Origin of the sequence: Acinetobacter sp. YWS30-1 (genome assembly GCF_033558715.1) — a bacterium.
Taxonomy (GTDB): domain Bacteria; phylum Pseudomonadota; class Gammaproteobacteria; order Pseudomonadales; family Moraxellaceae; genus Acinetobacter.
The window spans coordinates 1,840,117-1,866,559 of record NZ_CP114606.1; the positions used below are offsets into that span (position 1 = coordinate 1,840,117).

Below are 26,443 nucleotides of genomic sequence, written 5' to 3' on the forward strand. Positions count from 1 at the left end.
TCAGACTTAAATCACACCATAGTGTTTGAGTAGCTCATTCCAGCTTTCAATAGTGGTTATCGGTGGATTCTGAGACAGAATGCCTTTCAGGCTTAACTCACTGCCTTTTTGCCATTCTGGAGACAGATCTTTATCAACCAGACGTGCACGTACGCCTTCCACAAAATCAGGATGACGGATTTTCCAGTCTGAAATCTGGGTTTCCAGTTCAAAAATTTCATTCCAGGAATGAACCTGTTTACCCCATTGCCATAATAACCAGCTTAAAGCTGCGGTTGCAGGAGAACCTTTTTGCAGGTTTTCACTGGCCTGACGCAACCAGTCACTGCGCGCATCACTTAAACCAATAATCGATTCATAATCGTGCTCGAAGTTTACGCCACGACATACACTATGGATTACATCTAGTGAGTTTTGCAGAGGACCCGGGCCTACCGGACGATGCATACTATTCAAGGTGTCATCAATCGCACGGAAATCGCCAGCTGGATAATGTTCCCAGTCTATATTTATGACTTTATCCAAAACTGAAGCACGCTGTGCATCACAGATATGGGTTGCCCAGCCAATGCCGTAAGCACCGGCAGCAGTCATGATGGAACCCGTTAAACCAGTAAATAGTCCAATCGCTCCACGGTCTGCCAGAAATCGGGTTGCACCCACATCTGGATATAAACCGATATTAATCTCAGGCATCGCCAGACGCGAATACGGCGTCACCAAACGGAATGGAGCCGCCATAAACAGGCCTAAACCGCCACCCATGACATAACCTTCCCCCCAGACCAATACCGGCTTGGCATAGTTATGCAGCAATAAATCTAGCGCATATTCCTGTTCAAAAAACTTATTGGCCGTTGCCACTTCATCATTAATTACCAACTGACGCAGCTTACGCACATCGCCACCAGCACAAAATGCTTTAGGCGTAGTTGAATCTAACCAGATCGCTTTTACGCTGTCATCTGTATGAAAGTCCTGAAAAACTTCCAGCAGTGCAGAAACCAGAGATTCATCTAAAGCGTGTAATGATTTTGGACGATTCAGGCGTACAATGCGCCAGCCATTGTTGGCTTGTTCAACAATCAGGTCCGGATGGTAAGGTTTAGTTACAGGAGAATAAGTCATGCGTCCAGCTGCCAATCTATAGGCTCAATGCCATGTTGTTTGAGATAATTATTCGTTTTCGAAAAAACTTTACAACCAAAAAAACCACCCCGGTTTGCTGACAAAGGCGAAGGATGTGCTGCCTTTAAGACCAGGTGTTTATTTTGATCAATGCGCTGTCCTTTACGCTGCGCGTATGCGCCCCAAAGAATAAAAACGATATGTTCACGTTGTTCATTCAATACATCAATGACGTGATCTGTGAATTCTTCCCAACCACGTTTCTGATGTGAAGTTGGCTGTGCTGCCTCTACGGTCAGTACAGCGTTGAGCAGAAGTACACCCTGTTCCGCCCAATGAGTTAAATCACCATGTTTAGGGATTTTTACGCCTAAATCATTATGTAACTCATGAAAAATATTACGTAAAGATGGAGGTAATGCAACCCCTTTTTGCACCGAGAAGCTTAAACCATGCGCCTGATTCGGACCATGATAAGGATCCTGACCAATAATCACCACTTTAACCCGGTCTAATGGCGTCGTATTCAAAGCATTAAAAATCAGGTGATTCGGTGGATAAATCACCTTGTCTGCTTTTTTTTCTTCAATTAAAAACGTTTTTAACGCATCCATTTTTGGACTCAATAAAAACTCACTGAGTCCATATTTCCAGCTGTCATCTAACTGAACTTTATTCAGTTTCGCAATTTGCTGTTCATTTAAAGACATGCTTCAATCCTAAATCTATGTCAGTCTGCGTTTATATTCGAATTTTTAAGGCTGGACTTGCAGATCCACAGCCGGATTATGAAATGGAAGACCCTGTTTCAGTTTCGCAAACATCTCTGGATCTGTCCACTCTGCCCGCACCTGCTCCGAGAATTCAATCTGTTCCAGGCTAAGTGGACCCATCTGTTCATTCTGGATATCTTCCAAGAAGCTTTGCGCATAGCCGGTATCAGTTTCATGAACAATCACAGAATAAACTTCAACATCCCCTTCACCATTCTGAGTAATGGTGGATGCCAATACCTGCTGAGCCAAGAAGAAGAAAATACGTGAAAACTGTTCTGCAGACGGTGAAACCGGCAAAGATACCCAGCGTGCACTAAAGTTTTTACATGCCTGAATATATTCAGGATCATCTTTTTGCCAGAAGCAGATTGCATGGTCAAAAGAATCAAAGAAATCCTTAATCACCCCTTTGAGCAGACCAAAATCATATACCATCTGGCCATGATCCAACTTCGACGCTTTCAGCAATAACTCAACTTTATAACTGTGACCATGGATCGAACGTTTACAGCGATCCGAGGTGCAGTTACGCACAATATGAGCATTTTCAAACTTAAATAACTTACGAATTAACATATGCCGTAATGTCGTCAAAAAATAGGTGAATTAATTTCAATTATAAAGCAAAAGTAAACCTATGAGGATTAATTTTGCAGTTCATCATGATAGGGAAAAGGGATTAAGGCTACGCGAATCAAATTCAAGAAATGAGAGCATTCTAAAATGGTGATATTTTAAAAAGGCGCCATGCTTCGATAGGCAATATAAACTTTCTTGTCCTGCCGCACCAGATCACTACTAAACTGACGTTTACGCTCACTCAGCATCACTTCAATACGTGCTTTAAAGTGATTGGATTGCACTCCAAGCAGGTTATTAAACAGGTTGTGTTTGGCTGCATCCACCTGAGCAAATGGTTCTAGTGTCCAGAGATCAGCCACATTGGAAAAATATTCCAGATTTGCCTGACGGCGATCCAGCAATTGCTGCACGGCATTCACATCCAGCTTTTCATCCATGCTCGCCAAAAGAAATGCAGATGCGGTATTAATATTGACCGTAGTATCTACTACAGGCGCAGTACTTAGATAAGGTGCAATTAGTTTGTACTTGTTTTCTTCAAAGCCTCGTACCAGTTTCAGCTCTTCAACGCTATGAAATTTGGCATTCGGAGGTAGAGAACCATTCGGCAAGCCCTGATAATAATTGGATTCTGCGCCCATTGGTCCACTTGGCATTTCATCTTCATCCTGCCAGTCGATCACGGCTTCACTCAACTGCTCTGGCAATCCAGCACGTTTTAATATCAGCTCAAACCAGGCTTTAGCATTTTCATTCACCGTGCCTTCTGCTGTAATCAGGCTATTTAAATTAAACTTACCCGACTCATCTTGCAGTATTCCCGAGACATAACCATCTTCAACCGGAAAAGCCGGCATCGGCTGCGCCCAGGTTTCATTTAAATGATCAACTTCTGCTGCATTCTCTGCGTCATCGACCAGCAATTCAGAAAAAAACGCTTCAGCACTTTTGGCATACATCAAAGACTGGTTTTGTCGCATTAAATAAGCGGTACTTTCAACAGTTGCAGCCTGACGTTTAGCAATAGCCGCAGCCAAAATAGTTGCAAGCGCCACCATCACTAGAATGGTAATCAGAGCAATCCCCCTCTGCTGTTTGATCATCATTGCTTTGTTCATCTGCATTTTATTATTCTTTGTCAGGTTAACTTTTGGGTTTCAAGCAGGAAATCTGTATTCAATAAACTGAAAATCCACTCATAACTGACCCCATTAACCATTAAGTTAATTTTAATGCCTTTGGGTAAACGCTGTTTTTGCTCAATCTGATTTAAATCAAAAGATGAGTCTGGCCATTGGGTCATTTCATTTGGATTAAGTACTACGATCTGAAACTGCTCAACATCGGACAACAACACACTGGATTCAGGTTGATCACGCCCGGTCTGGTTTAAATTCCGGTATTTCAGGCGATAGAGTTTTTGTTCATCTGCCCGGTACTGATATTCAACCCGTTCATCTGGAGAAATCCCCTCTTCCAGAGGATCGGTGACTCCAGTCTTACTAAAGTTAAAACGTCCGTTTTGCAAAACCAGTGCCGGCTGAATATCACCATTAATATTGGCCGTTAAAGGCACCGCCTGCACCGTATCACGCAAGATCTGCTGATAAGTATCTTGCAACTGACTTAAGCGCTGTTCATGCACTGCATTACGGTCTTTGGTTTGTACAATATAATCAAATACTTTCCAGCCTAGAGCAGAGAGTACGGCGAAAATAGCAATAGCAACCAGTAGTTCGACCAACGTAAATCCCTTAGACTTCATGGCGCTTCATTCATCCGGTGATTAAAGAACATCAAGCTGCTAATTCCATTTTCTGCCTGACCGGTTTCAGTGTTGACCAGACTCACTTGTAATTCAATGCGTTGTACATTAGGACTTACAGTGGGTTCACTGCGCTTATCAATTTGCCAGGTTTCGCCCTGTTGAGTGAGTTGTTTAGATTCTGTACCAGTAAGCCACTGCTGATTAATTTCCATCAGTGCCGCTTCATTCAAGGCAACAAACTGGGCTTGGGTTCTCAAAATGGCATTCGAAGTCGATTGGGTATATTGCATAGCAACTTTAGTCAGGGTCATGGCTGCTGTGGCAAAGATCGCCAGCGCGACCATCACTTCCAGCAAGGTAAATCCTGAGGCACGATTAAGTCGAGTAATCCTCGACCTGAGCGGCATTGTCGCGCAAGAAAGTCCGAAAGCTGTGCTTGAGGAGCCGCGATGAGTGAAATGCTGTTTCACCGCTGCGCAAGACGAAGAGCTATGCCCGGAGTGCGCACGATCAGCATTTGACTTAAATGGCTTGATTACATCAGCCCCGGCACTCTGCTTGAAAACCCTAGCTTTCATGGACTTTACCCAAGTGATCAATTTCAATCGGATTGCCCACTACACGATCTTCCAGATAGAACTGGATTCTGACCGGTTTAACTTCACCATTGCCTAACCAGATCAGCTTGGGTGCATTGGCTTCAGTAAGATCCCGATTTTGAGCATTATTATAACGCTGCTCTAAAGACTGAATCCGGAAAGAGACCTGCTCTGGCAAATTACGCAGATTAAACTCTGCATAGCTTTGCCATTTCTGCTGATTTAAAGTGGGTTCTGCTGGATTAAGGGCGCGATATTCCACGACCCCGTAGCGAAATGGTGAAACATCAGTGGCAGCCTGAACATCAAGCGCAAGAATACGAGACTGATCATTGGATTCCCGCAAGATTCTTTGCAAATCCAGTAACAGGACTTCCCGCGCCTGCATTGCCTTGCGCTGATCTACCCCACTAATATTGAGCACGACCAGTGACGCCATAATACTCATAATCACAATCACCACCATCACTTCGATTAGAGTGAATCCACGAATGGAGGCGTGATGTGATCTGATCATAGGCAACTCTTAGGCGAACTGCTCGGCAGGATGGACCTGTTTCGGTAAAGCTAAAGCTTGATCAATAAGGGCAACGCGCAAGGTATCGCGTGAACCGAGATAGCGCTGATAAAAACTGGAGTTCAGAATCGCAGCTGCACCATGGGTCATCGACCAAATTGAGGCCAGATAATCACGCACCGACATGCTGCTATTGATTGAAGCCAAATAGCTTTCAGTCATACGGATAATCAAACGTAAGCGCTGTTTGCGCACCTGATAAAGTTCGCTAAACAGGTGCTGAATTCCAACACCTGTTGTAGAAAGACGTTCTTCAATCTGATGAAAAAGGACAGTACGTTCAGGGTGATGCAGATGATGCAACATAAAGAATGCCAGATGTTCAGGAAAAGCCTTATCACTATCCTGGATCATTTCCAGCAACATGCGCTCATTACGGATAATCAGCAATATGTACAATTCATCTTTACTCTGGAAATGCTTATAAAGAGTGCCTTTGGCCAGATCCAGTTCTGCTGCCAGTGCATCCAGGGTCATCCCTGCTTCACCATTTTCTAGCAGTAACTGTTCTGCAACTTGAAAAATCAAGGTTTCTCTTGCTCGAAACTGAGCCTGACGATCCATCTTCACCCTATAACTCTCTTGTACTCTTATCTAACTTTACTTACTTTGAATTCAGAAGATTCTCAAAGTTCTGCTTTGTGATATAAGCCATTTCTTCTAGCGACTTATCATATACATCGCAAAGGGCTTTGGCTACATAAGGAACGTATTTTGGTTCATTAGATTTGCCACGATATGGCATTGGAGCAAGGTAAGGACTATCCGTTTCGATTAAAACCCGATCAAGTGGAACCTGTTTGGCCACGTCACGCAAATCCTGGGCATTTTTAAAAGAAACAATACCGGAGAAAGACACATAATAACCGCAGTCTAAAACAGTTTTAGCGGTTTCCCAATCTTCGGTAAAACAGTGCAAAATGCCATGGGTAGATTTTTCTGCACGGATAATATCAACCGTGTCATGCTTGGCGGAACGAGTATGCACGACGACAGGTTTTTTCACGATTTGTGAGGCATGGATATGACGGGCAAAACAGTCTTTTTGCTCGGCAATAAAATCGGTGCTGTGATAATAATCGAGCCCCGTTTCACCCAGCGCCCAGACTTTTTCTGGCTGTGCCAGTTCAACCAGATATTCAGTGGTCGCACGCGCCATTGTCGCCGCATCTTCGCAAGGATGTACACCAACGGTATAACCGACATCAGGATGACGGGCCGCGATTTTTGCCAGCTCGATATGATCATCCAGATCCACCGAGATACTCATAAACTTGGATACGCCTGCTTCACGGGCCTGAGCGAGCGCCTGATCCAGATCACCGTTATAAGGTGTTAAATCGAGCAGCGTTAAATGGCAATGAGTATCTACAAACACAATGAGTTCCTACCGAAGGTAAATTAACTACATAGTGTAACTTTTACGTCCATCAGATTTAAGACCCGCAACCAGACGATCTGCTTCATTTTTGAAGAAAACGCCTTTTTCACCGGTGAGCTGAATCCCAAAACCTTGTGGCTTGATGCCATTCTGCTTTTGAGATATCCAGATTACTTTTCCGGTTAATGGAATTTTCTGCGTCTGTTCAGGTAAAGTCGTCAAAACAAAAACTTCTTCACCTAATTTTACTGGCTGCTTGGAAGGAATAAAAAGTCCACCACCTACAACATATGGCATGTAACTGGCAAATAACGTTTCAATATCCGGAATATTAGCCTGAATAATACCGCCCATACGTGGTTGCATCTTGTTTTCCCCTTAAGCTAAAGATTCATCAGCTTGATACACAATTCATCGAGCACCAGATTACTTTGTACGTTCTGCTCAAGATATTGTTTGGCTCGCTGAAAATCCTCATAAATTTTAAAAAGTGTTTCCAATGAATATTGTTCGGCCAATACATTAAAGTCCAGATCAATGTTTTTTACGGCCTGATTTAGCTTGACACAAATTAAATCGGACAACAAGTATTCAAACATTTGACCAAATTCACCAAAACTCAGGCTTTTATTCCATTTGGTCGCAATTGCCATTGGCATATTTTTTTGAATGACCAGTTTTTTCCAGTCTTCCATGAATTCCTGACGTAATGGCAACCAGGAACTTTGTGCAACCTCAATCGCTTGCAAAGGCATCTGATTGGATAAATTCATTAATAGCTGCTGCTGGCTCGAACCTGCTTCAGGTAACTGCGCCTCTACATATTCACTAAATTGCGCTGATGAAATCCGGTCTAAAGCAAAATGCTGTAAACGGCTGCGAATAGTTGCAGGCAATTTCAGATAATGATCCGCAAGCAGAATAATGACAATATTTTCACCCGGTTCTTCCAGAGTTTTCAGCAAGGCATTAGAAGAAGCAATATTTAATGCTTCAGCGGGTTCAATGACAATGACACGCCAGCCATCGACGGTCTGCTGTACAAAAGGCAGAAGATCACGGATCTTTTCAATTTTAATTTTGGCATTCTGTTTTTTATTGTCTTCATCAGTGCTGATATAGACGTAATTCGGATGGGTATCCGCTTTCAGCCACTGACAACTGCCACACTCACCGCATGGCCCCTTAGGCTGACGGTTCAGGCATAAAACCCAGGCCAGAAACTGCTGGGCAAAGGCTTCTTTACCACAGCCTTTTTTTCCATAGAACAATAAACCATGCCCAAGCTTAGGAAAACGCCCGGTTAGCGTTTCCCAAACCTGTTGCTGCCATGGATAAATCTGTGCATTGACATCAAGCGGCATGGAGAATTCTCAAATTAAGCAAAAGAAGATGGATCCATCTGGTTCAAGCGATCCAGATCTTCCTGCGTATCGACACCTGGCGGTAAATTGGCTTCTGCCACAGCAATGGCAATACGGTGACCATTTTCCAGTACACGTAACTGTTCTAAAGATTCCAGTTTTTCCAGCACACCCATTTCCCAGGTTACATATTCCTGTAGCAGTTTCACGCGGTAAGCATATAAACCCAAATGACGATAAGCCTGATCATGCAATTTCTGTTCAGCTAGCTTGGCACCATCACGGTCATAAGGAATCGTAGCACGACTAAAATACAGTGCCTGATTGTGCTTAGACATCACAACCTTAACGATACTGTCACGCTTGAATTCCTCTAAATGATGAATTGGCTCACACAGAGTCGACATTGAGCAAGCTGGTTGATCTTCTAAGAGTTGCGCGACCTGTTTAACTAACTGGGCTGGCAATAAAGGTTCATCACCCTGTACATTCACGATAATGTCATCACTCGCCCAGCCCTTGATTCGAGCTACCTCGCTTAGACGATCGGTACCTGATGGATGATCTGCTGAAGTCAGGACCACATCAACGCCTTCAGCACGGCAAACTTCGGCAATACGTTCATCATCTGTTGCCACACACAGGTCATCAAAGCCCTGTACTTTTTTGGCCTGATCCACGACACGCAGAATCATCGGACGACCATGGATTTCCAGCAAAGGTTTACCCGACAAACGTGAACTGGAGAAGCGTGCAGGAATAACTATATGTTTCATCGTAAATAAACCTTAGGAAATAGAAATACCCTGTTGCTCTAATTGCTGCTGCAATATTGTATAACAGGCAGGTGACAAGACTGCATCGACCGGCACCACCCAGATATCCCGCTGATAATCTGGATACTGTTTGAGTAATGCCATAATTTTAACTGCATCTTTTTCAGTAGTAATGATCGGACTATTGTCATCGAATTGCAGATCTTCAATTTCATAATCATGATGATCTGGAAATTCATGACACTGAAATTGCTGCAGCCCCAGATGTTCTAGTGTTTGATAAAAACGCTGTGGAAAACCGATGCCGACTACTGCATAGAAAGCCGCAGTTGGATCAAAGCTTTTGATAACATCCTGATTTAATAAATACGGCTGAGAGGCTGCAAGATGCATATGCAAAGGCGAAACTGGATTTGCTGCATGTTCAATCACGGTACCTTTTTCCAACCGGGTAACGGGTTCACGCAGATAACCTTCTGGTAAAAGTTTCTGGTTGCCCAAGCCTCGGTTATTATCTAGCACAATCCATTCAATCTGACGATTTAAAGCCCAGTGCTGCAAACCGTCATCACAAATAATTAAATCCAGTGCATGCTTTTCTAGCAGAAGCTCAATGCTCTTTTGACGATTTGGCCCCACAGCCATCGGCACACCAGTCGCTTGGACAATTAAGGCTGGTTCATCACCTACCACTTCAGGCAAGGTATTTAAATCTACATAAGCAGGAAAAGGACCTTTACCACCATAACCTCGACTGATTACACCAATCCGTAGGCCTTTTTCAGTGAGGTAATCCACCAGATGAATCAGTAAAGGTGTTTTACCACTCCCACCTACGGTAATATTTCCAATCACCATTACTGGAATAGGTGCGGTATAGCTTTTTTTAATCCCTTTACGGTAAAGCCAGTGGTTACTGACAAAACCCAAGCGGTAAAGCCAGGACAAAGGACGCAGCACAACCAGCCACTTTGCCTGTGTATTCCAAGCATCCTGAATGATCTGTGCCAAAGCCATGACTTAATGTTCCTCGAAATTACGTTGGTGCAGCTGATAATAAGCACCTTGACGTGCAATCAGCTCAGCATGATTACCCTGCTCTATAATACGACCTTGATCCATCACTACAATGCGGTCGGCATTTTCAATTGTTGATAGACGGTGGGCAATCACAATCGTAGTCCGATCTCGCATCGCCTGATCAAAGGCACGCTGAATAAAGTATTCAGATTCATTATCCAGCGCACTGGTCGCTTCATCCAGAATCAGAATCGGTGCATTTTTCAGAATAGCACGGGCGATCGCAATACGCTGACGCTGACCACCTGACAGATTCAGACCTTGAGCACCTAGTGGCGTATCATAACCTTGTGGTAGGGCCATAATGAAATCATGTGCATAGGCAGCTTTTGCCGCTGCAATGATTTCTTCATCACTCGCATTTTCTAGCTGGCCATAAGCAATATTTTCACGAACAGTACGGTTAAACAGCACTACCTGCTGGTTTACCATCGCGATCTGGGTACGTAAAGCAGTCAACTCATAATCAGTAATCGGTTTCTGATCCAGTAAAATTTGCCCGGATGAAGTTTCCTGATAACGTACCAACAGATTCACCAGCGAGGTTTTACCTGCTCCTGAACGCCCAACCAATGCTACAGTCTCGCCCGCTTTCACTTCCAGGTTGAAGTCATGAATCGCATGGTGACCATCGCCATAAACCAGATTGACATCTTTAAATTGAATGTTGCCTTTTAAGGCATCATTGAGTTTGCCGGTATTATGCTCTTCAGGCATATCTAGCAATTCAAACACAGAATGTGCGGCCGCCATACCACGCTGAATTTTTTCATTCACATCAGTTAATGTCTTGATTGGTCGCGCCAACATGCCAGCAGCTGTAATATAAGCAACAAATTCACCCGCAGTCGTATCTCCCAAAATTTGTGGGCGCAATGCAATATACATCACGATACTGAGTGAAACTGACATGATCAGCTGTACCACTGGACTGTTCAGCTGCTGTACTGCCACCATTTTCAAGCCACGGCGTAGATTTTCCAAAGAATTCTGTTTAAAGCGTTCCTGCTCATAAATCTGACCACCAAAACCTTTGACAATCAGATTAGCATTTACCGTTTCCTGAACCACATGGTTCACATCACCCATAGTGTCCTGAACCTGTTGTGATAGCTTGCGCATCCGTTTTGAAGCTTTACTGATCACAAAACCAATCACGGGTCCAAAGATCAGAATACACATGGTTAAACGCCAGTTGGTATATAAAAGATATCCCAATAAGGCAATAGTGATCAGACCTTGCTGAATGATCGTTCTAAGTGCTTCAGTTGAGGCTGCGGTGAGCTGCTCAACGTTATACATAATTTTGGCCGTAATATGACCGCTGGTATTGTCCAGAAAATATTGCGCAGGCAAACGCAATATTTTGGCAAAGACTTCCTGACGAATATTAAATACCAGATTACGGGAGATGACCGCCGTATAATATCCACCGAGGAATAGGCCTAGTCCCCGGAAGAACATCAGTACTACCACTAAGAATGGGAAAAGTAAGGTGAAACCCTGGTCTCTGTTTTGTATCGCCTCAATGATATATTCCAGTAATTTGGCTACAGAAACTTCTGTCGCCGCATTCATAGAGAAACCAAGCAGGACAATTAAGGCTGTGCCCCAAAATGGTTTTAAATAGCTTAAAAGGCGAAGATAGACCTTAAAATCGTGCTTCACTAATAACCTCGAGTTGGTACTTTCGTACTGATGTTGACATTAACAAAGCCAAGTTGCCCTGCAACGTCCATGACACGAATAACATCCTGATGTGTCGCTTTTGCATCAGCGGCAATGACAAACATTAAATCACGACGTTCATTCGAAATCTGTTTAATTGCCGTATTTAAATCTGCTGCGTCCTTACTGGCAATAGACTGACCATTTACGGCATAGTGACCATTGGCATCCACAATCACTTCAATTTTCTGGTCAAAATTCTTGGGCGGTACACCTTGCGCATCTGGAAGCGTCAGGTTCATCCGGCTCATCTGGTTAAACGTGGTTGAAAGCAGCAGAAAGACCAAAATAAATAGCAGGCAATCAATCATGGGTGTCAGATTGATATGTACATCTTCCACCTGGTTACGTTTAAATTTCATGCCCCTGCTCCTAGCTTGCTTTCTTGATGCGTTCTTCTACATCATCTGAAGCATTTAAATAGAACAGGTTGGCATGAAATAACGTTGCTTGCTGCTCAAGTTCCGCTACATATTCCTGAACCAGACGCTGGAAATAACGATGTGCAAATAAAGCAGGAATAGCAATCAGCATACCCGCTGCTGTCGTGATCAGTGCTTTGGAAATACCCGGCATCATTAATACTGGGTCACTATTAGTACCGACATCAATCATTAAAAATGATTCAATAATTCCAATCACTGTACCGAGCAAACCGAGTAGAGGTGCTACTGCACTCAAAGTACCCAGAAAATTAATATTCTTTTCCAGATAGCCAATTTCCTGTGAAGCTACCACTTCCATCTGGGCACGAGCATATTGCTCAGACTGGTGACACGCTTCAAAACCAGCAGTAAATACACGACCCAAAGTACTGTTTTTCAAAGCTGAACTTTGTTGCAGCTTTTGCATAGCTTGGTCTGCATTTTGTGCAGGACCCATCAGAAGTGAGTTGGGCAGTACCAGACTCTTTTTTAAACGAATGAAGCGCTCGACCGAGATCGCTAGCATAAATATCGAACACAATACCAGCGGCAGCATCAACCAGCCGCCTGCTTTAACCAATTCCCACATCTGATTTATTCCCCAATAAAAACAAATTTTAAATTAATTATTCATCGCCCAGGATCGAAAGAATCCCGTCCAGCTCTTCTAAAGAATGATAGCTAATGACCAGCTTGCCTTTCCCTTGCTTGTTGTAGTCAATTTTAACATCCGCACTAAAGCGCTCAGACAGACGCTGAGTCAACTGCTGAATGTCCGGCGCAATCGCTGCTTTTGGTTTTTCTGTTTTCGGTGCATTGTAGTCGCGTACCAACTGTTCGGTTTGGCGTACTGACAGACTCTTTTCAATGACCATCTCAGCAACTTTAAGCTGATCTTTAGCCTTCAAAGTCAAGATGGCACGTGCATGTCCCATATCCAGCAAGCCCTGCTGCATAAAGTCTTTTACTTCTTCAGCCAGAGTTAGCAGACGCAGTAGATTACTTACTGTAGTACGTGCCTTACCGACGGTATCGGCAATTTCCTGATGGCTTAAACCAAACTCGTCATGGAAACGCTGCAAAGCCATCGCCTGATCAATCGGGTTCAGGTCCTGACGCTGAATGTTTTCGATTAAAGCCAGTGCAATTGCGACCTGATCATTCAGCTCACGCACAATCGCAGGAACTTCAGTCAGACCTGCTAACTGTGCCGCACGCCAACGACGCTCACCCGCAATAATCTCGTATGGATAGCGTTCATCATCGACCGGACGGATCACGATTGGCTGCATGATGCCATGCTTCTCAATCGATGCGGCCAGTTCCTGCAGATCCTGCTCATTGATATAGCGACGTGGCTGATATTCACCACGTTTCAGCAGATTGACATCAATCTGTTTCAACTGACCATGATCAAGACCTTGTGCTTCGAGTTGTAATTTTTCTTTTTGAATTGATCCCAGCAAGGCATCTAAACCACGACCTTTGGCGAGTCCACGTTTCTTGACGGTCATGCTTTACTTCCTTTTTTCACTTTGCTTTTCTTTAATACTTCAGCTGCCAGATTTAAGTAAGCAACTGCACCCTTTGAACTTTTTTCAAAATAAATCACCGGTAGACCATGTGCCGGCGCTTCAGCTAGACGGATATTACGTGGAATCACGGTTTCATAAAGTTTTTTACCAAAATATTGCTCTAACTCTTCTGAAACATCACGGGTCAAGGCATTTCGTGCATCATACATAGTACGCAATACACCCACGATCTGCAGGTCTGGATTAAGTGCCTGCTGAATTCGATCGATGGTTTGTGTCAGATCAGCCAGGCCTTCGAGAGCATAATATTCGCATTGCATCGGAATAATCACGCCATCCACTGCTGCCAGTGCATTCACGGTAATCAAGCTTAAGCTTGGTGCACAATCAACAATGATATAGTCGAATGAGGATTCAATTTCCTGCAAAGCTTCACGCAAAATAAATTCACGGCCTTTTTGCTCAGCAATCGCCAGCTCCACACCAGCCAGGTCACGGTTTGCCCCTAAAACCTTGTATCCAACTTCAGCCTTGGTGATCGCAGTTTCAATCGGCACTTCACCCAGCAATACATCAGTCACTGAATACAGCAGGTCATTTTTCTGAATCCCCGACCCCATGGTCGCATTTCCCTGAGAATCCATATCCACAAGCAAAACGCGTTTTTTTAGCACAGCGAGAGATGCCGCCAAATTTACTGCGGTTGTGGTTTTACCGACACCACCTTTCTGGTTGGCAATCGCAATAATTTGTGCCATGTTGACCCCGATCCTTCAAAAATTTTAAATACGTTTTAATAGAAGTAAATGACGTTGTTCGTCCAAGCGCGGAACCTTCAGCTCAATAATCTGACAGCTAAATTCATCTTTTAATGCTGCCACTTCCTCTTCAGGAATCAAACCTTTCATGGAAGCAATAATACTCTGCTCATGCATATACGGTTTAGACGCATTCACAAAATCTGTCAATGAAGCAAATGCACGACTGGTAATCACATCAAACTGACCCAGCTCATTGATACTGTCTTCATTTTCCACACGGGTTTGTACTGCAATGACATTTTTTAATTTTAGGTCTGCAATAAACTGCTTCAGGAAACGAATTTTTTTACCATTTGAATCCAGTAGTACGCAATCACGCTCAGGCTGACATAAAGCAATGATCATGCCCGGCATACCACCACCAGTCCCGATGTCGAGCAAACGACCTGCAGGCAAATCCTTCAAAATACTCAGACTATCAAGCAGATGCTTAACCAGCATTTCTTTAGGATCACGGATTGCAGTCAAATTGTATGCTTTATTCCACAGTACCAAAGCGTCTTGGTACTTGAGTAATAAATTTAAAGCTTCATCCGACAGCTCTAAACCTAAAGCCTGGCTACCCTGCTTTAGTTCTTGAAAAAACGTGTGCATAAACAATCAACGCTCGAAAAAGTTAAGTGGAAGTATACCGTTTTCTCTATATTGGCACAGTAGGGAGTGCTTAGTGAATATTCACTTAAGCAGACTTCCCTTCACGGATCATTAAATCCAGTGCATTCAAACGCTCAGGCGTTCCTACATCTACCCAAATGCCTGTCAATTTAGAGGCAGCAATCTTATTTTCCAGCATTGCTGCTTTTAATAATGGTGCCAAAGGACGTTTTCCAGCCTCTAAGCCTGCAAACATTTTCGGGTGAATTACTGAAACACCGCTAAAAGTCAGGTTTTCACCCGCCACCTGCTGATCAAAGGTATAAGCCTTGCCGTCTGCAAGTGTGAAATCACCGTTAGGGTGCTGCTCCGGGTTTTGTACTAATACCAGATGTGCCAGATTTTCACCCAGCTCAACATTCAATAAAGGTGCAAAGTCCATGGTTGTCCAGACATCACCATTGACCAGAATGAAAGGCTCATCGCCAAGGAGTGGTAAAGCATTAATAATGCCACCGGCTGTTTCCAGCCCTTCCCCTTCATGTGACCATAAAATCTTGATACCGAACTGTGAACCGTCACCCAACGCCTGAGCCAGTTTTTCACCTAACCAAGCCGTATTAATGACAACTTCATTCACGCCCATCGCAGCCAGTTTTTCAATATGCCAGACAATTAATGGTTTGCTACCTACTTCAAGCAAAGGTTTTGGCGTATGCAAAGTCAAAGGACGCATGCGGTTGCCCAAGCCAGCCGCGAGAATCATCGCTTTCATTTAAGCAGCTACCTCGTATGAACCATATTTTGCTTCAAAAGCTGGCATCACTTTTTCATGAATGAACTGCATAAATGGCTGTAACTCTGGATAATCTTTGGTTTCTTCCAGCAGATACCACATCACACGTGGCAGGTCTTTTAGATAGCCAGATTTACCATCTCGCTCAAACAAGCGGACAAAAATACCTAAAATCTTGATATGGCGCTGAATGGCCATCATATCCGCATCTTTTTTGAACTGTTCGAAATCACGGTCCTGTTTTGCCGCTGCTGGTAACAGGTCATAGAACACTTTAAACCAGCGATACACCCGATCTGCATTCCACTGCACATAGGCATCACGGGTAATCGAAATCAGGTCATAGGTATCAGCACCGATTACTGCATCCTGAAAATCAATCACACCCAGTTCGGTTTCATTTTCGATTTTCATCAGGTTACGGCTATGGAAATCACGATGCACAATGACTTGTGGTTGTGCCAAAGCAGCATTCGCCAGTATCGCAAATGTGCGCTTGATCAGAGCGGACTCTGATTCTGTTGGCTGAATTTTTAGAGCAGGCAGCATCCAGTCAGTCAGCAGCTCCATTTCAGAAATCAGCTTCTCATAAGAATAAGCAGGAAACTGACCTTCTCCAGGAATGGACTGCAGCTGAATCAGCTGTTTAAAACTTTGCTCATAATAGGCATCAACTGTCTGATCATTTAGCAGATTTGATAACAGCACATCACCAAAATCTTCGAGCAGCAAAAAGCCATTTTCCAGGTCTTTGGCCACAATGTGTGGAACACGTACGCCATGGGCATCAAAAAATTCATCAATCGTCACAAAAGGCACACAATCTTCTTTTTCTGGTGGTGCATCCATGAGCATAAATGTTTTATTATTCAGTTTGATTCGTGCATAACGACGAAAACTTGCATCGCCTGCTAAAAAATGTGTTTCAAATTGATCTGAACCGAGTACAGAAGCAATCCAAGATTGTATCAATTGTTCGCGTTGAGTATTCATTTGCAATAAATTCTAGTACAGGCTGAGTTTTTAAAGTGCTAAGTGTAGCTACTTATCAACTTTTTCTCTATGATGCGACAATAATTAATTGCGATAAAAGCATGATTGGTTAATGAGACAAATGAAGCATCACTTTAAAATAAACCCTCTAGCGACTGCGATCTTAACCCTTTTATGTAGTAGCTCGGTCTCAAGCTATGCTGCATCAAATGACTCATCCAATGTAAATGCGGAACAACTCAAACAGCGCATTAATGAGACCTATCCCGGTGAAGCATTCTTCTCACAATATTATGTGGATAAATCTTCACCAGAAGCACAGCAGCGTCAAGGTAAATATCTCAGTTCAGCCTATTGTGAAGGTGCCTGGGTCACTCCTATTGCACCTGATGCACCGACGATTGACCCTGAACAGGCAACTTCAACCATTACTGCAGACTATGGTCATTATAATCCGGCCGGTGATTCCTACTTAGAAGGCAATGTGGTCATTGATCAGGAAGGTCGCCAGATTCGTGCGGAACGCGTGACGATTGATCAGACTCAAACTTATGCTAAGGCAGAAGGTCAAGTCCAATTGGCTCAAGGTGGCTTGATTTCGCAAAGCGATGATATCAATTACAACCTGAAAACCCAGCAAGGTGACTTAAACAACAGTTTCTTCATTGCCGAAGAACAGCATGCGCATGGTCGTGCTGAAAAGATTGCCAAAACCTCTGACGATACGCTTGAACTGGAAAATGCCACCTATTCCACCTGTCCACCTGAACAGAAACCGACCTGGAAAATTCAGGCAGATCAAATCAAGCTGAATCAGGAAACCGGTCGCGGTGAAACCCGTAATACCAAGCTCTATGTGAAAGATGTTCCGGTACTCGCTGTTCCTTATTTTAACTTCCCAATCGATGATCGCCGTACCACTGGGATTCTGACGCCAACTTTCGGATTTACCAATGATGGCGGCCTGGAATTAGGTGTGCCGGTTTATCTCAATTTGGCACCACAATATGATGCGACCATTACGCCACGTTATATTAGTGACCGTGGTGCGATGCTGGATGGCGAGTTTCGTTATCTAACAGAAAACTATGGTGAAGGCCGGATTTGGGGTGGCTACCTGCCATCTGATGAAAGTTATAGCAATAAAGACCGTAAAGACCTGCACTTCCTGCATAACTGGCAAATCAACGATCAGTTCTTAACAAATCTTGAATATAATTACGCATCAGACAAGGACTTTTTTGCCGATCTGGATAATAACCCAGATTCAAAAACAGACCTGAACTTGCGCCGTGCTTGGGAAGTTAATTATAAAAATGGTATCCCCGGCTTAAAAGCTCAATTTAAAGTTGAAGATTTCCAGACGCTTGATCCTGCCGTTCTGGATGAAGACCGCCCTTATGCGCGTTTGCCGCAGCTTTTGGTGAATTATAAGACCGGTAACCCACTGGGTTTACAATACGAATTTAATAACGATACAGCTTATTTCCAGAAAGACATCAGAAATATCGAAAATATTGATACCGGTGATGAAGCCATCTATCAACCAAGTGGTACACGCATCTATAATGATTTCTCGGTACGCTATAATCACTTTACCCCTTGGTCATTCTTCATTCCTCAGGCAACATTACGCAATATCAATACTTTCTATGATCAAGATACTATTGATCGTATTAATAATAATCAAACCAGCTCATCAAGTGAAAATCATTCTATCGTAGTGCCACAATTTACGCTGGACACCGGTTTAATTTTTGAAAAAGATGGTCGCTATTTACAGACCTTGACGCCTCGCCTGTTTTACGCTTATTCACCGTATGAAAATCAGCGCAATCAGCCAAACTTTGACTCTGTCGTAGCCTCAATTAATTATGACCAATTATTTAGTGCACGCCGCTTCTATGGTAATGACCGCTTAGAAGACAATAACTTCGCTTCTTTAGGTCTTAGTTACAGTTTATTTAATGAAGAAGGTTTAGAGCGATTACGCGCCAGTGTGGGACAAAGTTTCTTCTTTGAAGATCGCCGTGTCACATTAGATCGTGAAGCAGATAAATTTGACCGTGAAAGCCATACTGGTCCAGTTATTCAGCTTAGAAGTCAGTTAAACAAAAACGTGCATGTCAACCTAAATTCTAGCTGGATGTCGAATGGCTCCAATGCCCAGCGTGATGTACAGGTTTATTATACCGGCGATCAGGGCAATCTATATAACGTAGGCTATTTCTATCGTAAAGATATTCCAAACCGCCAGGAAAGTTATGATCAGGTGGTTGGTTCATTTATCCAGCCAATTGCCAATAACTGGCGTCTGGTCGGCCATGCGCAATTTGACCTGGATAATAGTGTCGCACGTGAATATTTACTTGGCGTAAACTATGAGTCATGCTGTTGGGGAGTATCTGTCTATGGCCGCTCATACTACAATGACCTAGACGATATCAATGACCCAGATGTGAAAGCGAAACGTGCAGTAATGGCTGAAGTAACGCTTAAAGGTCTTGGCGGGTTGAGCAACAAGCTAACCTCATTACTAGAAAATCGTATTCTAGGTTTTAACAATATCAATCAAACTTGGACAGAACGTTAATGAAGACAAAACAGTTAAAACAAATTTTTAAAGCGACCGCACTTGCGCTATGTCTTTCTTCAGCGATGACGACTTTTGCTGTTGCCCAACCTAAAGATGAAGTTGTAGCTGTTGTCGACAATAGCGCTATTCTGCGTAGTGATCTGGCACAAAGCGTTGCTGAAATTTCTCACCAGTTACAAAAGCAAAACAAGCCTGTTCCACCGCAACCTTATCTTGAACAACAAGCACTTGAACAGCTAATTGTACGTCAGGCTCAACTGGAACAGGTCAAACGCTACAATATCCGTCCAGATGAAAAATCTTTAAATGAAGCAGTGCTTAAAGTAGCACGTGAGTCAGGCTCTCCTAGCTTGGAAGCTTTCCAGCAAAAACTAGATGCTATCGCGCCGAATACGTATGCCTCTTTACGTAACCGTATTGCTGAAGATCTGGCACTTAGCCGTTTACGCCAGCAAGCAGTAAATTCACGTATCCAGATCAGTGATCAGGATGTGAAAAACTTCCTGAATACACCGCAAGGTCAAGCTCTGTTAGGCAGCCAGGTACATGTTCTGCATTTACGTATAACCGGAGAAAATGCTCAACAGATTGCTGCGCAAGTAAGAAATGATTTAAGCAGCAGCAATGATATTCAGGCGATCAGCAAAAAATATTCAACTGGCGATATTAAAGTAGATGCGTCTGATATGGGCGTGCGAAATTTATCAGAAATCCCAGGCGAACTCGCTGCACGTGTTTCTACTTTGCAAGCGGGTCAAACATCTGAACTGATTCCTGCGGCAGATGGCGTGCATGTCCTGAAACTTTTAGAGCGTAAAGGTGGTGAGCAGAAAGCATTGGTTCCTCAGTACCAGACCCGTCATATTCTGATTCAAACATCAGAAGTGGTTAGCCCAGAAAATGCTAAACAGATGATTGATAGCTTATATACGCGTCTTAAGCAAGGTGAAGATTTTGCAGTATTGGCGTCTACTTTCTCTAATGACACAGGTTCAGCGCGTGATGGCGGAAGTTTAGGCTGGGTCAGCCCAGGTGTCATGGTACCTGAATTTGAACAGCGTATGAAAAGTACGCCAGTAGGTCAAATTAGTGAACCGTTCCAGTCACAATTTGGCTGGCATATCCTGCAAGTGACCGATACACGTCAACAGGATATGACTCAGGAATATCAGGAACGTATGGCACGCCAGATCCTGGGTGAACGCCAGTTTGATGCTGAGCTAGATAGCTGGTTACGTGAAACCCGTAGCAATGCCTATGTAGAAATCAAAGATCCTCAGCTAGATCCTAAACGCGCTCGTTAATTTAAGAAAAGAAAGCCAGCATAATGCTGGTTTTTTAATGGCTCAATTCTTTAAGCAATAAAAAAGCCTCTTATTAAGAGGCTTTTTTATTTCAGATCCGATTAACGATTGTTTTCGTCGTCAGAAGAATCTTCAAATTTTGAATCGTTATCAAAACCAGCGCCTTGACCACCGAAACCAGCGCCTTGACCACCAAAGCCAGCACCTTGACCACCGAAGCCGCCTTGACCGCCGAAGCCACCTTGACTACCGAAGCCACCTTGACCGCCGAAGCCTTGACCACCGAAGCCAGCGCCTTGACCGCCGAAGCCACCTTGACCACCGAAGCCACCAGCAGCGCCTTGACCACCGAAGCCACCCGCGCCACCTTGACCACCGAAGCCCGCACCTTGTGAACCAGCAGGAGCACCAGCTGGACGAGGGTTACGTGCAGGTACTACTGTAGAAATCGCATGTTTGTAAACCATTTGGCTTACTGTATTTTTTAATAATACAACGTATTGGTCAAAAGACTCGATGTGACCTTGTAATTTGATACCGTTTACCAGGAAGATAGAAACTGGAATACGTTCCTTACGGAGAGAATTCAAGAATGGATCTTGTAAAGTTTGACCTTTAGACATGTTATAACTCCAAAAATTTAAAAATCAGCGCAAAAAACTATCTCTATTTTTCAATTAAAAATTATAAAAAAGATAGTACTCAAATTTTGCTTTATCCGTAACAGTTTCGCAAGTCTTCTTGGGCCTGCTCGAGCGTAAAATATGTTGTAAATTTATGCTTTTCTTGCAAAGATCTCAACCAGGTATATTGACGTTTGGCAAGTTGTCGTGTCGCAAATAAAGCCTTATCCTCCATTTCCCGTTGTTTTTCATGACTTAGGTCACCTTTTTTTAAGAATTCTATGGCTTGGCGGTAACCTACTGAACGCATTGAGGGTAAATTTTCGTCAAAATCGTATTTTCCCATTAATCCTTTAACTTCATTTAAAAATCCGTTTTTCCACATAATTTCAAGACGTTTTTCAATACGTTTGTGCAATTCTAACCGATCGGGCATTAAGGCATAATTATGAAAACTGTAACGATATGGTAAATTTTTTGGTTGTTCTGCTTGTAGTTTTGTAATCGGCTCACCTGTTAGCTTAAAAACCTCTAATGCACGGATAATTCTCTGTTTATCACTGACTTTAAATTTCTGGCCTGCTAAAGGATCTACCTGACATAATTCAGCATACACCGCTTCCCACCCTTCACGAGCGGCTTTCTCTTCAATCTGGGCACGCACCGCATAATCTGCACTTGGTAAATTGTCAGACAAGCCTTCAAGTAAGGCCTTAAAATACAGCATGGTGCCACCCACCAAAATTGGTGTTTTACCACGCGCATGAATATCATCAATCAGACGGCAAGCATCTTCGACAAAGTTTGCTGCAGAATAGACTTCGAGCGGGCTAATAATATCAATCAGATGATGCGGATAGCGCTCTAATTCCTCTTTAGAAGGTTTCGCTGTACCAATGTCCATTTCCCGATAAACTAGCGCAGAATCGACAGAAATCAGCTCAAAATGACCTTGCTCGTATAGTTCACATGCCAAAGCAGTTTTACCGCTTGCAGTTGGTCCCATTAAATTGATGACCGGCAGTTGATTGGACATGTAAGGCTACTCTCCTCGAGCGAAAAGTTTATCAAGTTGAGACAATGGAAATGCTCGCCAGGTTGGACGACCATGATTACATTGGCTCGCAAATTCAGTTTGTTCCATCTGGCGCAGCAAAGCGTTCATTTCTGACAGACTCAACATTCGATGTGCACGTACTGCACCATGACAGGCCATACCTGCAAGAATCTGGTCACGTTTCTGCATTAAACCCTGTCCCTGATCATTAGGATCCAGATCATTCAATAATTCAGGGATCAAGGCATCAAAATCAGCTTTATGCAAAATGGCCGGTACGCCCCGTACAATGACCTGTTCATCACCATACTGGTCAATTTCCAGGCCTAAACGAGCGAGTTGATCTTTGAGCTCGTCAACACGCATGGCTTGCATACGACTAATGCTCACCACTTTAGGAATCAGCAATTGCTGGGATATCCAGAATTCCGGTTTATCCCAAGCCATTTTCATCTGTTGCAGCAGAATACGCTCATGCGCCGCATGCATATCTACGATGATTAGGCCTTCGGTGTTTTGCGCCAGAATATAAATACCATGCAGTTGGGCGATCGCAATCCCCAAAGGATGCTCATCTACTTTACTTTGTAAATGTGACTGAAATGTATCCGATGCTGAATTATTGATTTCCGGTTCAGTTTCTCTTAACGGCGCGAGATAACTTTTCAAGGCATTATTCAGCTGCTGTGAACCCGAATATGACTTATTATAATCCTGCGCATAATGCACAGTTTGTGGACCTGATAACTCGAAATCCGTTAACACATCAGAAGCTTCTTCTTCATGCTGACGATACGGAGATGTGACTGGAATAACCGGTTGAGTGGCTACGGACTGATGCAGGCTAAACTGCTCTTGATAGCGCGGCTGAGGTGTTATCGCAACAGCTTCAGACTCAGTTTTCATCGCCTCAGCCAGATCAGCACTCGCAGTCTGAAATTGCGCCAGAGTTTCCTTGGCATAGTGACGTACAAATTCATGTACTTCACGCTGGTTCAGGAAACGAATTTCGTGTTTGGTCGGATGTACATTGACATCGATGCTTTCTGGATCGATTTCCAGAAATAGTAAATAAGCGGCATGCTGATGGCCATGCAGAATACCATCATAAGCCATACGCAAAGCGTGCGAAATGGTCTTGTCTTTAACGATCCGGCCATTCACATAGACATATTGCAGATCGGCTTGAGCCCGTGCATCCGAAGGATGTCCGAGCCAGCCTGATAAACGCATATTGATACTGTCTGCATCAATCCAGTAAGCATTTTCAGTAAACTGACGGCCAAGTAATTGTTGCACACGTTGAAAACGCAAAGCACCACTATCGGCAACCGGCAAATTCAGCTTGATGGTTTGGTTATGTTCCAATACAAAGCGAATATCGAAATGCGTTAAAGCCATACGGCGAACAATTTCTTCGATATGTCCAAATTCAGTGCCGGGCTTTTTCAGGAATTTGCGCCGCGCCGGAACATTGAAGAATAAATCCTGCACCCGGATCTGGGTACCTTTGGAGGCTGCGACCGGTTGAATCTCCTGATGATCAAAAGCCGTGCCGTTCACTTCTACCTGATAGCCAATGCCATCTTCATTCTGGCTACTGGTTAAAGTCAGACGAGACACTGCGGCAATCGAGGCCAGCGCTTCACCACGAAAGCCCAAACTGGTAATCGCATGCAGCTCTTCAGCTGTCTGAATCTTACTGGTCGCGTGACGCATTACGGCTAGTGGCAAATCTTCATAATGAATGCCTCGGCCATTATCAATGATTTCAATCAGCGTACTGCCGCCCTGTTCCACCCGGATGATCAGCTCGGTCGCACCTGCATCAATCGAGTTTTCCAGCAACTCCTTGACCACAGATGCAGGACGTTCAATCACCTCACCTGCGGCAATCTGGTTCGCCAGCGCAGGATCAAGTGCACGGATACGGCGTATGCTTAAATCATCAACCATTTGGGAATTCACGCTCCAAAGCTTGCTGTAAAGCCAGATTAGAAGAAATCAGACTCGCGGTACGGGTCAGCTCATCTTCTGATTTTAAAATTTCAATAATTAAATCGGCTTGCGGGATTTCATCGCCACCCTTAGAAGGCCATTCAAATAAAAATAGCGCATTGGGAGTTTCTAAATAATCCCGGATTCCCATCAATTCAAGTTCATAAGGGTCATTGAGACGATATAAATCAAAATGAAAGATATCCTGACCATTCACCTGATACGGCTCCACCAGCGTATAAGTCGGACTTTTTACTGAGCCTTTATGACCGAGTTGTTGTAAGTAATAACGCGTCAGCGTGGTTTTCCCCGCACCCAAGTCACCAATCAGATATATAACGCCCGAAGAAAAATTATTTGCCAGAACTTTGGCCAGATTTTGGGTGTCATCTTCATGTTTTAAAGTGACATTAAATGAATAAGGCATATTACTCACGACATGATGAAAAAGAATAATTATGATAGCATCGCAACGCTTTAAAAGCCTATTCACCTCTGTGAGAAACTGTATTTTTTCACAGCATCCGTTCCAGACCAGAGATAGATCCACGTTGTGATGACTTCGACTGTTGAATTTAGCCCACCCATGCTGAATGGAGTTACGGCAAGTAAAGTATTCCTGCAAGTGACATCAGATTCACCCAAGACAGTCTATGCTTATCTCTGTGCACAATTTCCACATATTGAGTCGAGCGAATGGCAATCCCGTTTCGATAATGGTCTGGTTTATGATGCTCAGGGCAACACCTTAAGCATCGAAAGTTCTTTTCAAGCAAATACTCATTGTTTTTATTATCGTTTTTTGGCACACGAAGTGCATGTTCCTTTTCAGCATCAGATTCTGTTTGAGAATGAACATCTGCTGGTCGTTGATAAACCGCATTTTCTGACCATGAGTCCTACTGGGCAATATGTACAGGAAACCTTGCTGGTACGCCTAAAACAGCAAACCGGAAATGAACATCTCACTCCAATTCATCGCTTAGATCGTGAAACGGCAGGTGTGGTGCTGATTTCAAAATGTGTGCAATCGCGTGGGGTTTATCAGCAAATGTTTGCGACTCGGCAAGTACAGAAAACTTATCATGCGATTGCGGCTTATCGTGATGATTTAAGTTTTCCGCTCATCACAAAGCTGAAAATGGAAAAAGGCCAGCCCTTTTATACCATGCAGGTGGTAGAAGGAGAGCCTAATAGCGAAACCGAAATTCAATTGCTGCAACATGATCAGCAATGGGGCAAATATGAGCTAAAACCGCATACAGGAAAGCAGCATCAGTTAAGGGTACATTTAAGTCATTTGGGGATTCCGATCCAGAATGATCCTTTTTATCCGCAGGTTTCCCATAAGGCGGATGATGATTTTTCTGCACCGTTACAGCTACTAGCCAAACACATTCAGTTTAGGGATCCCGTTACCCAAAAGCAGATGCAATTTAGCTCTGAACTTGAATTGACACTGTAAATCTCTTGTCATTACAGATTATTTTCTAAAAACGGCAACTTGAGGATTGAAATCCCGAAGTTATCGATTAGAATAAGGCGAAAAGTTAAGTAATTTAAAGCTTTGAAAATATTATGAGAAAAACTGAAGTTTATCAAATTCGCCTGGATTCCCAAGAAAAGAAACAGGCATTTGCAGTATTTAAACAATTGGGGATTACGCCGGCTCAGGCAGTTCGTCTTTTTTTTAAACAGGTGGTTCTGACCAAATCAATCCCCTTCTCGATTGAAAATCAGAATATTAATCTGGAACAGCTGATCAAGTTACGCAAGCAGAAACAGAATGAAATTAAGGCAGAACAAAGCTCAAGTCCAAGTGCTACAGCGATTCCAGCAGATCATCAGGAAATGAATCTGGATGATGATCATTTTGATTTATTTGAAGAACTGAATGCTATTTTAGGTGAAAGCGACAAAATTTAACATTGTTGCATTTACG

General features: G+C 43.4%; 29 protein-coding genes. 4 read left to right on the forward strand and 25 right to left on the reverse strand.

All coding sequences use genetic code 11. The features are described 5' to 3' along the window. Nucleotides 1–6: 6 nt before the first annotated feature. The 21 genes from O4M77_RS08630 to O4M77_RS08730 all read right to left on the reverse strand — a co-directional run bounded on the left by O4M77_RS08630 (nt 7) and on the right by O4M77_RS08730 (nt 16,923). Entirely contained in the window at nt 7–1,128 is a 1,122-nt protein-coding gene (locus tag O4M77_RS08630) for an enoyl-CoA hydratase/isomerase family protein (RefSeq protein ID WP_180138673.1), read from the reverse strand. Beyond that, entirely contained in the window at nt 1,125–1,838 is a 714-nt protein-coding gene (gene ung / locus O4M77_RS08635) for a uracil-DNA glycosylase (protein ID WP_004783992.1), read from the reverse strand. Before ung ends, O4M77_RS08630 begins: the two co-directional genes overlap by 4 nt. A gap of 45 nt (nt 1,839–1,883) precedes the next feature. Beyond that, the gene (locus O4M77_RS08640; RefSeq protein ID WP_159123992.1) at nt 1,884–2,480 is read right to left on the reverse strand and encodes a 6-pyruvoyl trahydropterin synthase family protein; all 597 of its coding nucleotides are present in this window, start codon (nt 2,478–2,480) and stop codon (nt 1,884–1,886) included. 158 nt (nt 2,481–2,638) lie between these two features. Then, nucleotides 2,639–3,610 (reverse strand): type II secretion system minor pseudopilin GspK, encoded by a 972-nt coding sequence (gspK, locus tag O4M77_RS08645; RefSeq protein ID WP_323713342.1) that lies wholly within the window; start codon nt 3,608–3,610, stop codon nt 2,639–2,641. Nucleotides 3,611–3,624: 14 nt separating this feature from the next. Then, nucleotides 3,625–4,251 (reverse strand): type II secretion system minor pseudopilin GspJ, encoded by a 627-nt coding sequence (gspJ, locus tag O4M77_RS08650; RefSeq protein WP_312208913.1) that lies wholly within the window; start codon nt 4,249–4,251, stop codon nt 3,625–3,627. Continuing rightward, nucleotides 4,248–4,832 (reverse strand): type II secretion system minor pseudopilin GspI, encoded by a 585-nt coding sequence (gene gspI, locus O4M77_RS08655; protein WP_323713343.1) that lies wholly within the window; start codon nt 4,830–4,832, stop codon nt 4,248–4,250. The genes gspJ and gspI overlap by 4 nt, the downstream gene beginning before the upstream one ends. Continuing rightward, a complete protein-coding gene (locus tag O4M77_RS08660; protein WP_125279026.1) occupies nt 4,822–5,370 on the reverse strand; it encodes a type II secretion system protein in 549 nt (182 codons plus the stop codon). The genes gspI and O4M77_RS08660 overlap by 11 nt, the downstream gene beginning before the upstream one ends. Nucleotides 5,371–5,379: 9 nt before the next feature. After that, entirely contained in the window at nt 5,380–5,994 is a 615-nt protein-coding gene (locus O4M77_RS08665; protein WP_125279027.1) for a TetR/AcrR family transcriptional regulator, read from the reverse strand. Between the two features lie 40 nt (nt 5,995–6,034). After that, the gene (locus O4M77_RS08670) at nt 6,035–6,808 is read right to left on the reverse strand and encodes a TatD family hydrolase (protein WP_166139436.1); all 774 of its coding nucleotides are present in this window, start codon (nt 6,806–6,808) and stop codon (nt 6,035–6,037) included. Nucleotides 6,809–6,835: 27 nt separating this feature from the next. Then, entirely contained in the window at nt 6,836–7,177 is a 342-nt protein-coding gene (locus O4M77_RS08675; protein ID WP_005236142.1) for a PilZ domain-containing protein, read from the reverse strand. Between the two features lie 17 nt (nt 7,178–7,194). Next, nucleotides 7,195–8,175: a DNA polymerase III subunit delta' C-terminal domain-containing protein gene (locus O4M77_RS08680; RefSeq protein ID WP_291358737.1), complete on the reverse strand. Its 981-nt coding sequence runs from the start codon at nt 8,173–8,175 to the stop codon at nt 7,195–7,197. A gap of 14 nt (nt 8,176–8,189) precedes the next feature. Next, nucleotides 8,190–8,951: a 3-deoxy-manno-octulosonate cytidylyltransferase gene (gene kdsB, locus O4M77_RS08685; RefSeq protein ID WP_323713344.1), complete on the reverse strand. Its 762-nt coding sequence runs from the start codon at nt 8,949–8,951 to the stop codon at nt 8,190–8,192. A gap of 12 nt (nt 8,952–8,963) precedes the next feature. Further along, nucleotides 8,964–9,968 carry a tetraacyldisaccharide 4'-kinase gene (gene lpxK / locus O4M77_RS08690; protein WP_125279030.1) on the reverse strand — a complete coding sequence of 335 codons (1,005 nt, stop codon included), beginning with the start codon at nt 9,966–9,968 and terminating at the stop codon, nt 8,964–8,966. A gap of 3 nt (nt 9,969–9,971) precedes the next feature. Further along, complete coding sequence (gene msbA / locus O4M77_RS08695; RefSeq protein WP_166139429.1) at nt 9,972–11,699, reverse strand: lipid A export permease/ATP-binding protein MsbA; 1,728 nt, start codon at nt 11,697–11,699, stop codon at nt 9,972–9,974. Continuing rightward, entirely contained in the window at nt 11,699–12,121 is a 423-nt protein-coding gene (locus O4M77_RS08700) for an ExbD/TolR family protein (RefSeq protein ID WP_004784014.1), read from the reverse strand. The genes msbA and O4M77_RS08700 overlap by 1 nt, the downstream gene beginning before the upstream one ends. Nucleotides 12,122–12,131: 10 nt before the next feature. Further along, a complete protein-coding gene (locus O4M77_RS08705; protein ID WP_125279032.1) occupies nt 12,132–12,773 on the reverse strand; it encodes a MotA/TolQ/ExbB proton channel family protein in 642 nt (213 codons plus the stop codon). Nucleotides 12,774–12,810: 37 nt separating this feature from the next. Further along, a complete protein-coding gene (locus tag O4M77_RS08710) occupies nt 12,811–13,698 on the reverse strand; it encodes a ParB/RepB/Spo0J family partition protein (RefSeq protein ID WP_004784018.1) in 888 nt (295 codons plus the stop codon). Beyond that, a complete protein-coding gene (locus O4M77_RS08715) occupies nt 13,695–14,477 on the reverse strand; it encodes a ParA family protein (RefSeq protein WP_004784019.1) in 783 nt (260 codons plus the stop codon). Before O4M77_RS08715 ends, O4M77_RS08710 begins: the two co-directional genes overlap by 4 nt. Before the next feature lie 24 nt (nt 14,478–14,501). Further along, the gene (gene rsmG / locus O4M77_RS08720) at nt 14,502–15,134 is read right to left on the reverse strand and encodes a 16S rRNA (guanine(527)-N(7))-methyltransferase RsmG (RefSeq protein ID WP_166139427.1); all 633 of its coding nucleotides are present in this window, start codon (nt 15,132–15,134) and stop codon (nt 14,502–14,504) included. Nucleotides 15,135–15,219: 85 nt separating this feature from the next. Beyond that, entirely contained in the window at nt 15,220–15,909 is a 690-nt protein-coding gene (murU, locus tag O4M77_RS08725; protein WP_323713345.1) for an N-acetylmuramate alpha-1-phosphate uridylyltransferase MurU, read from the reverse strand. Then, the gene (locus O4M77_RS08730; protein WP_159124004.1) at nt 15,910–16,923 is read right to left on the reverse strand and encodes an aminoglycoside phosphotransferase family protein; all 1,014 of its coding nucleotides are present in this window, start codon (nt 16,921–16,923) and stop codon (nt 15,910–15,912) included. A gap of 121 nt (nt 16,924–17,044) precedes the next feature. Here O4M77_RS08730 and lptC point away from each other — a divergent pair, with 121 nt between their 5' ends. Continuing rightward, on the forward strand, nt 17,045–19,516 hold the full coding sequence (gene lptC, locus O4M77_RS08735) for an LPS export ABC transporter periplasmic protein LptC (RefSeq protein WP_166139457.1): 2,472 nt from the start codon (nt 17,045–17,047) through the stop codon (nt 19,514–19,516). After that, nucleotides 19,516–20,823 (forward strand): peptidylprolyl isomerase, encoded by a 1,308-nt coding sequence (locus O4M77_RS08740; RefSeq protein ID WP_166139422.1) that lies wholly within the window; start codon nt 19,516–19,518, stop codon nt 20,821–20,823. The genes lptC and O4M77_RS08740 overlap by 1 nt, the downstream gene beginning before the upstream one ends. Before the next feature lie 101 nt (nt 20,824–20,924). Here the strand turns inward: O4M77_RS08740 and hfq are convergent, their stop codons facing one another. From hfq to tsaE, 4 genes are all read right to left on the reverse strand, one after another. Further along, nucleotides 20,925–21,446 carry an RNA chaperone Hfq gene (gene hfq, locus O4M77_RS08745; RefSeq protein WP_125279037.1) on the reverse strand — a complete coding sequence of 174 codons (522 nt, stop codon included), beginning with the start codon at nt 21,444–21,446 and terminating at the stop codon, nt 20,925–20,927. Nucleotides 21,447–21,537: 91 nt separating this feature from the next. Next, a complete protein-coding gene (gene miaA, locus O4M77_RS08750; RefSeq protein ID WP_323713346.1) occupies nt 21,538–22,482 on the reverse strand; it encodes a tRNA (adenosine(37)-N6)-dimethylallyltransferase MiaA in 945 nt (314 codons plus the stop codon). 6 nt (nt 22,483–22,488) lie between these two features. After that, entirely contained in the window at nt 22,489–24,459 is a 1,971-nt protein-coding gene (mutL, locus tag O4M77_RS08755) for a DNA mismatch repair endonuclease MutL (RefSeq protein ID WP_323713347.1), read from the reverse strand. Further along, nucleotides 24,452–24,928 (reverse strand): tRNA (adenosine(37)-N6)-threonylcarbamoyltransferase complex ATPase subunit type 1 TsaE, encoded by a 477-nt coding sequence (gene tsaE / locus O4M77_RS08760; RefSeq protein WP_034590094.1) that lies wholly within the window; start codon nt 24,926–24,928, stop codon nt 24,452–24,454. Before tsaE ends, mutL begins: the two co-directional genes overlap by 8 nt. A 129-nt stretch (nt 24,929–25,057) precedes the next feature. Between tsaE and O4M77_RS08765 the strand changes: the two genes are divergently transcribed. Together O4M77_RS08765 and O4M77_RS08770 are read left to right on the forward strand one after the other, a co-directional pair. Then, entirely contained in the window at nt 25,058–25,966 is a 909-nt protein-coding gene (locus tag O4M77_RS08765; RefSeq protein ID WP_323713348.1) for a pseudouridine synthase, read from the forward strand. Nucleotides 25,967–26,079: 113 nt separating this feature from the next. Next, entirely contained in the window at nt 26,080–26,427 is a 348-nt protein-coding gene (locus O4M77_RS08770; protein ID WP_159124009.1) for a type II toxin-antitoxin system RelB/DinJ family antitoxin, read from the forward strand. Nucleotides 26,428–26,443 lie beyond the last annotated feature (16 nt).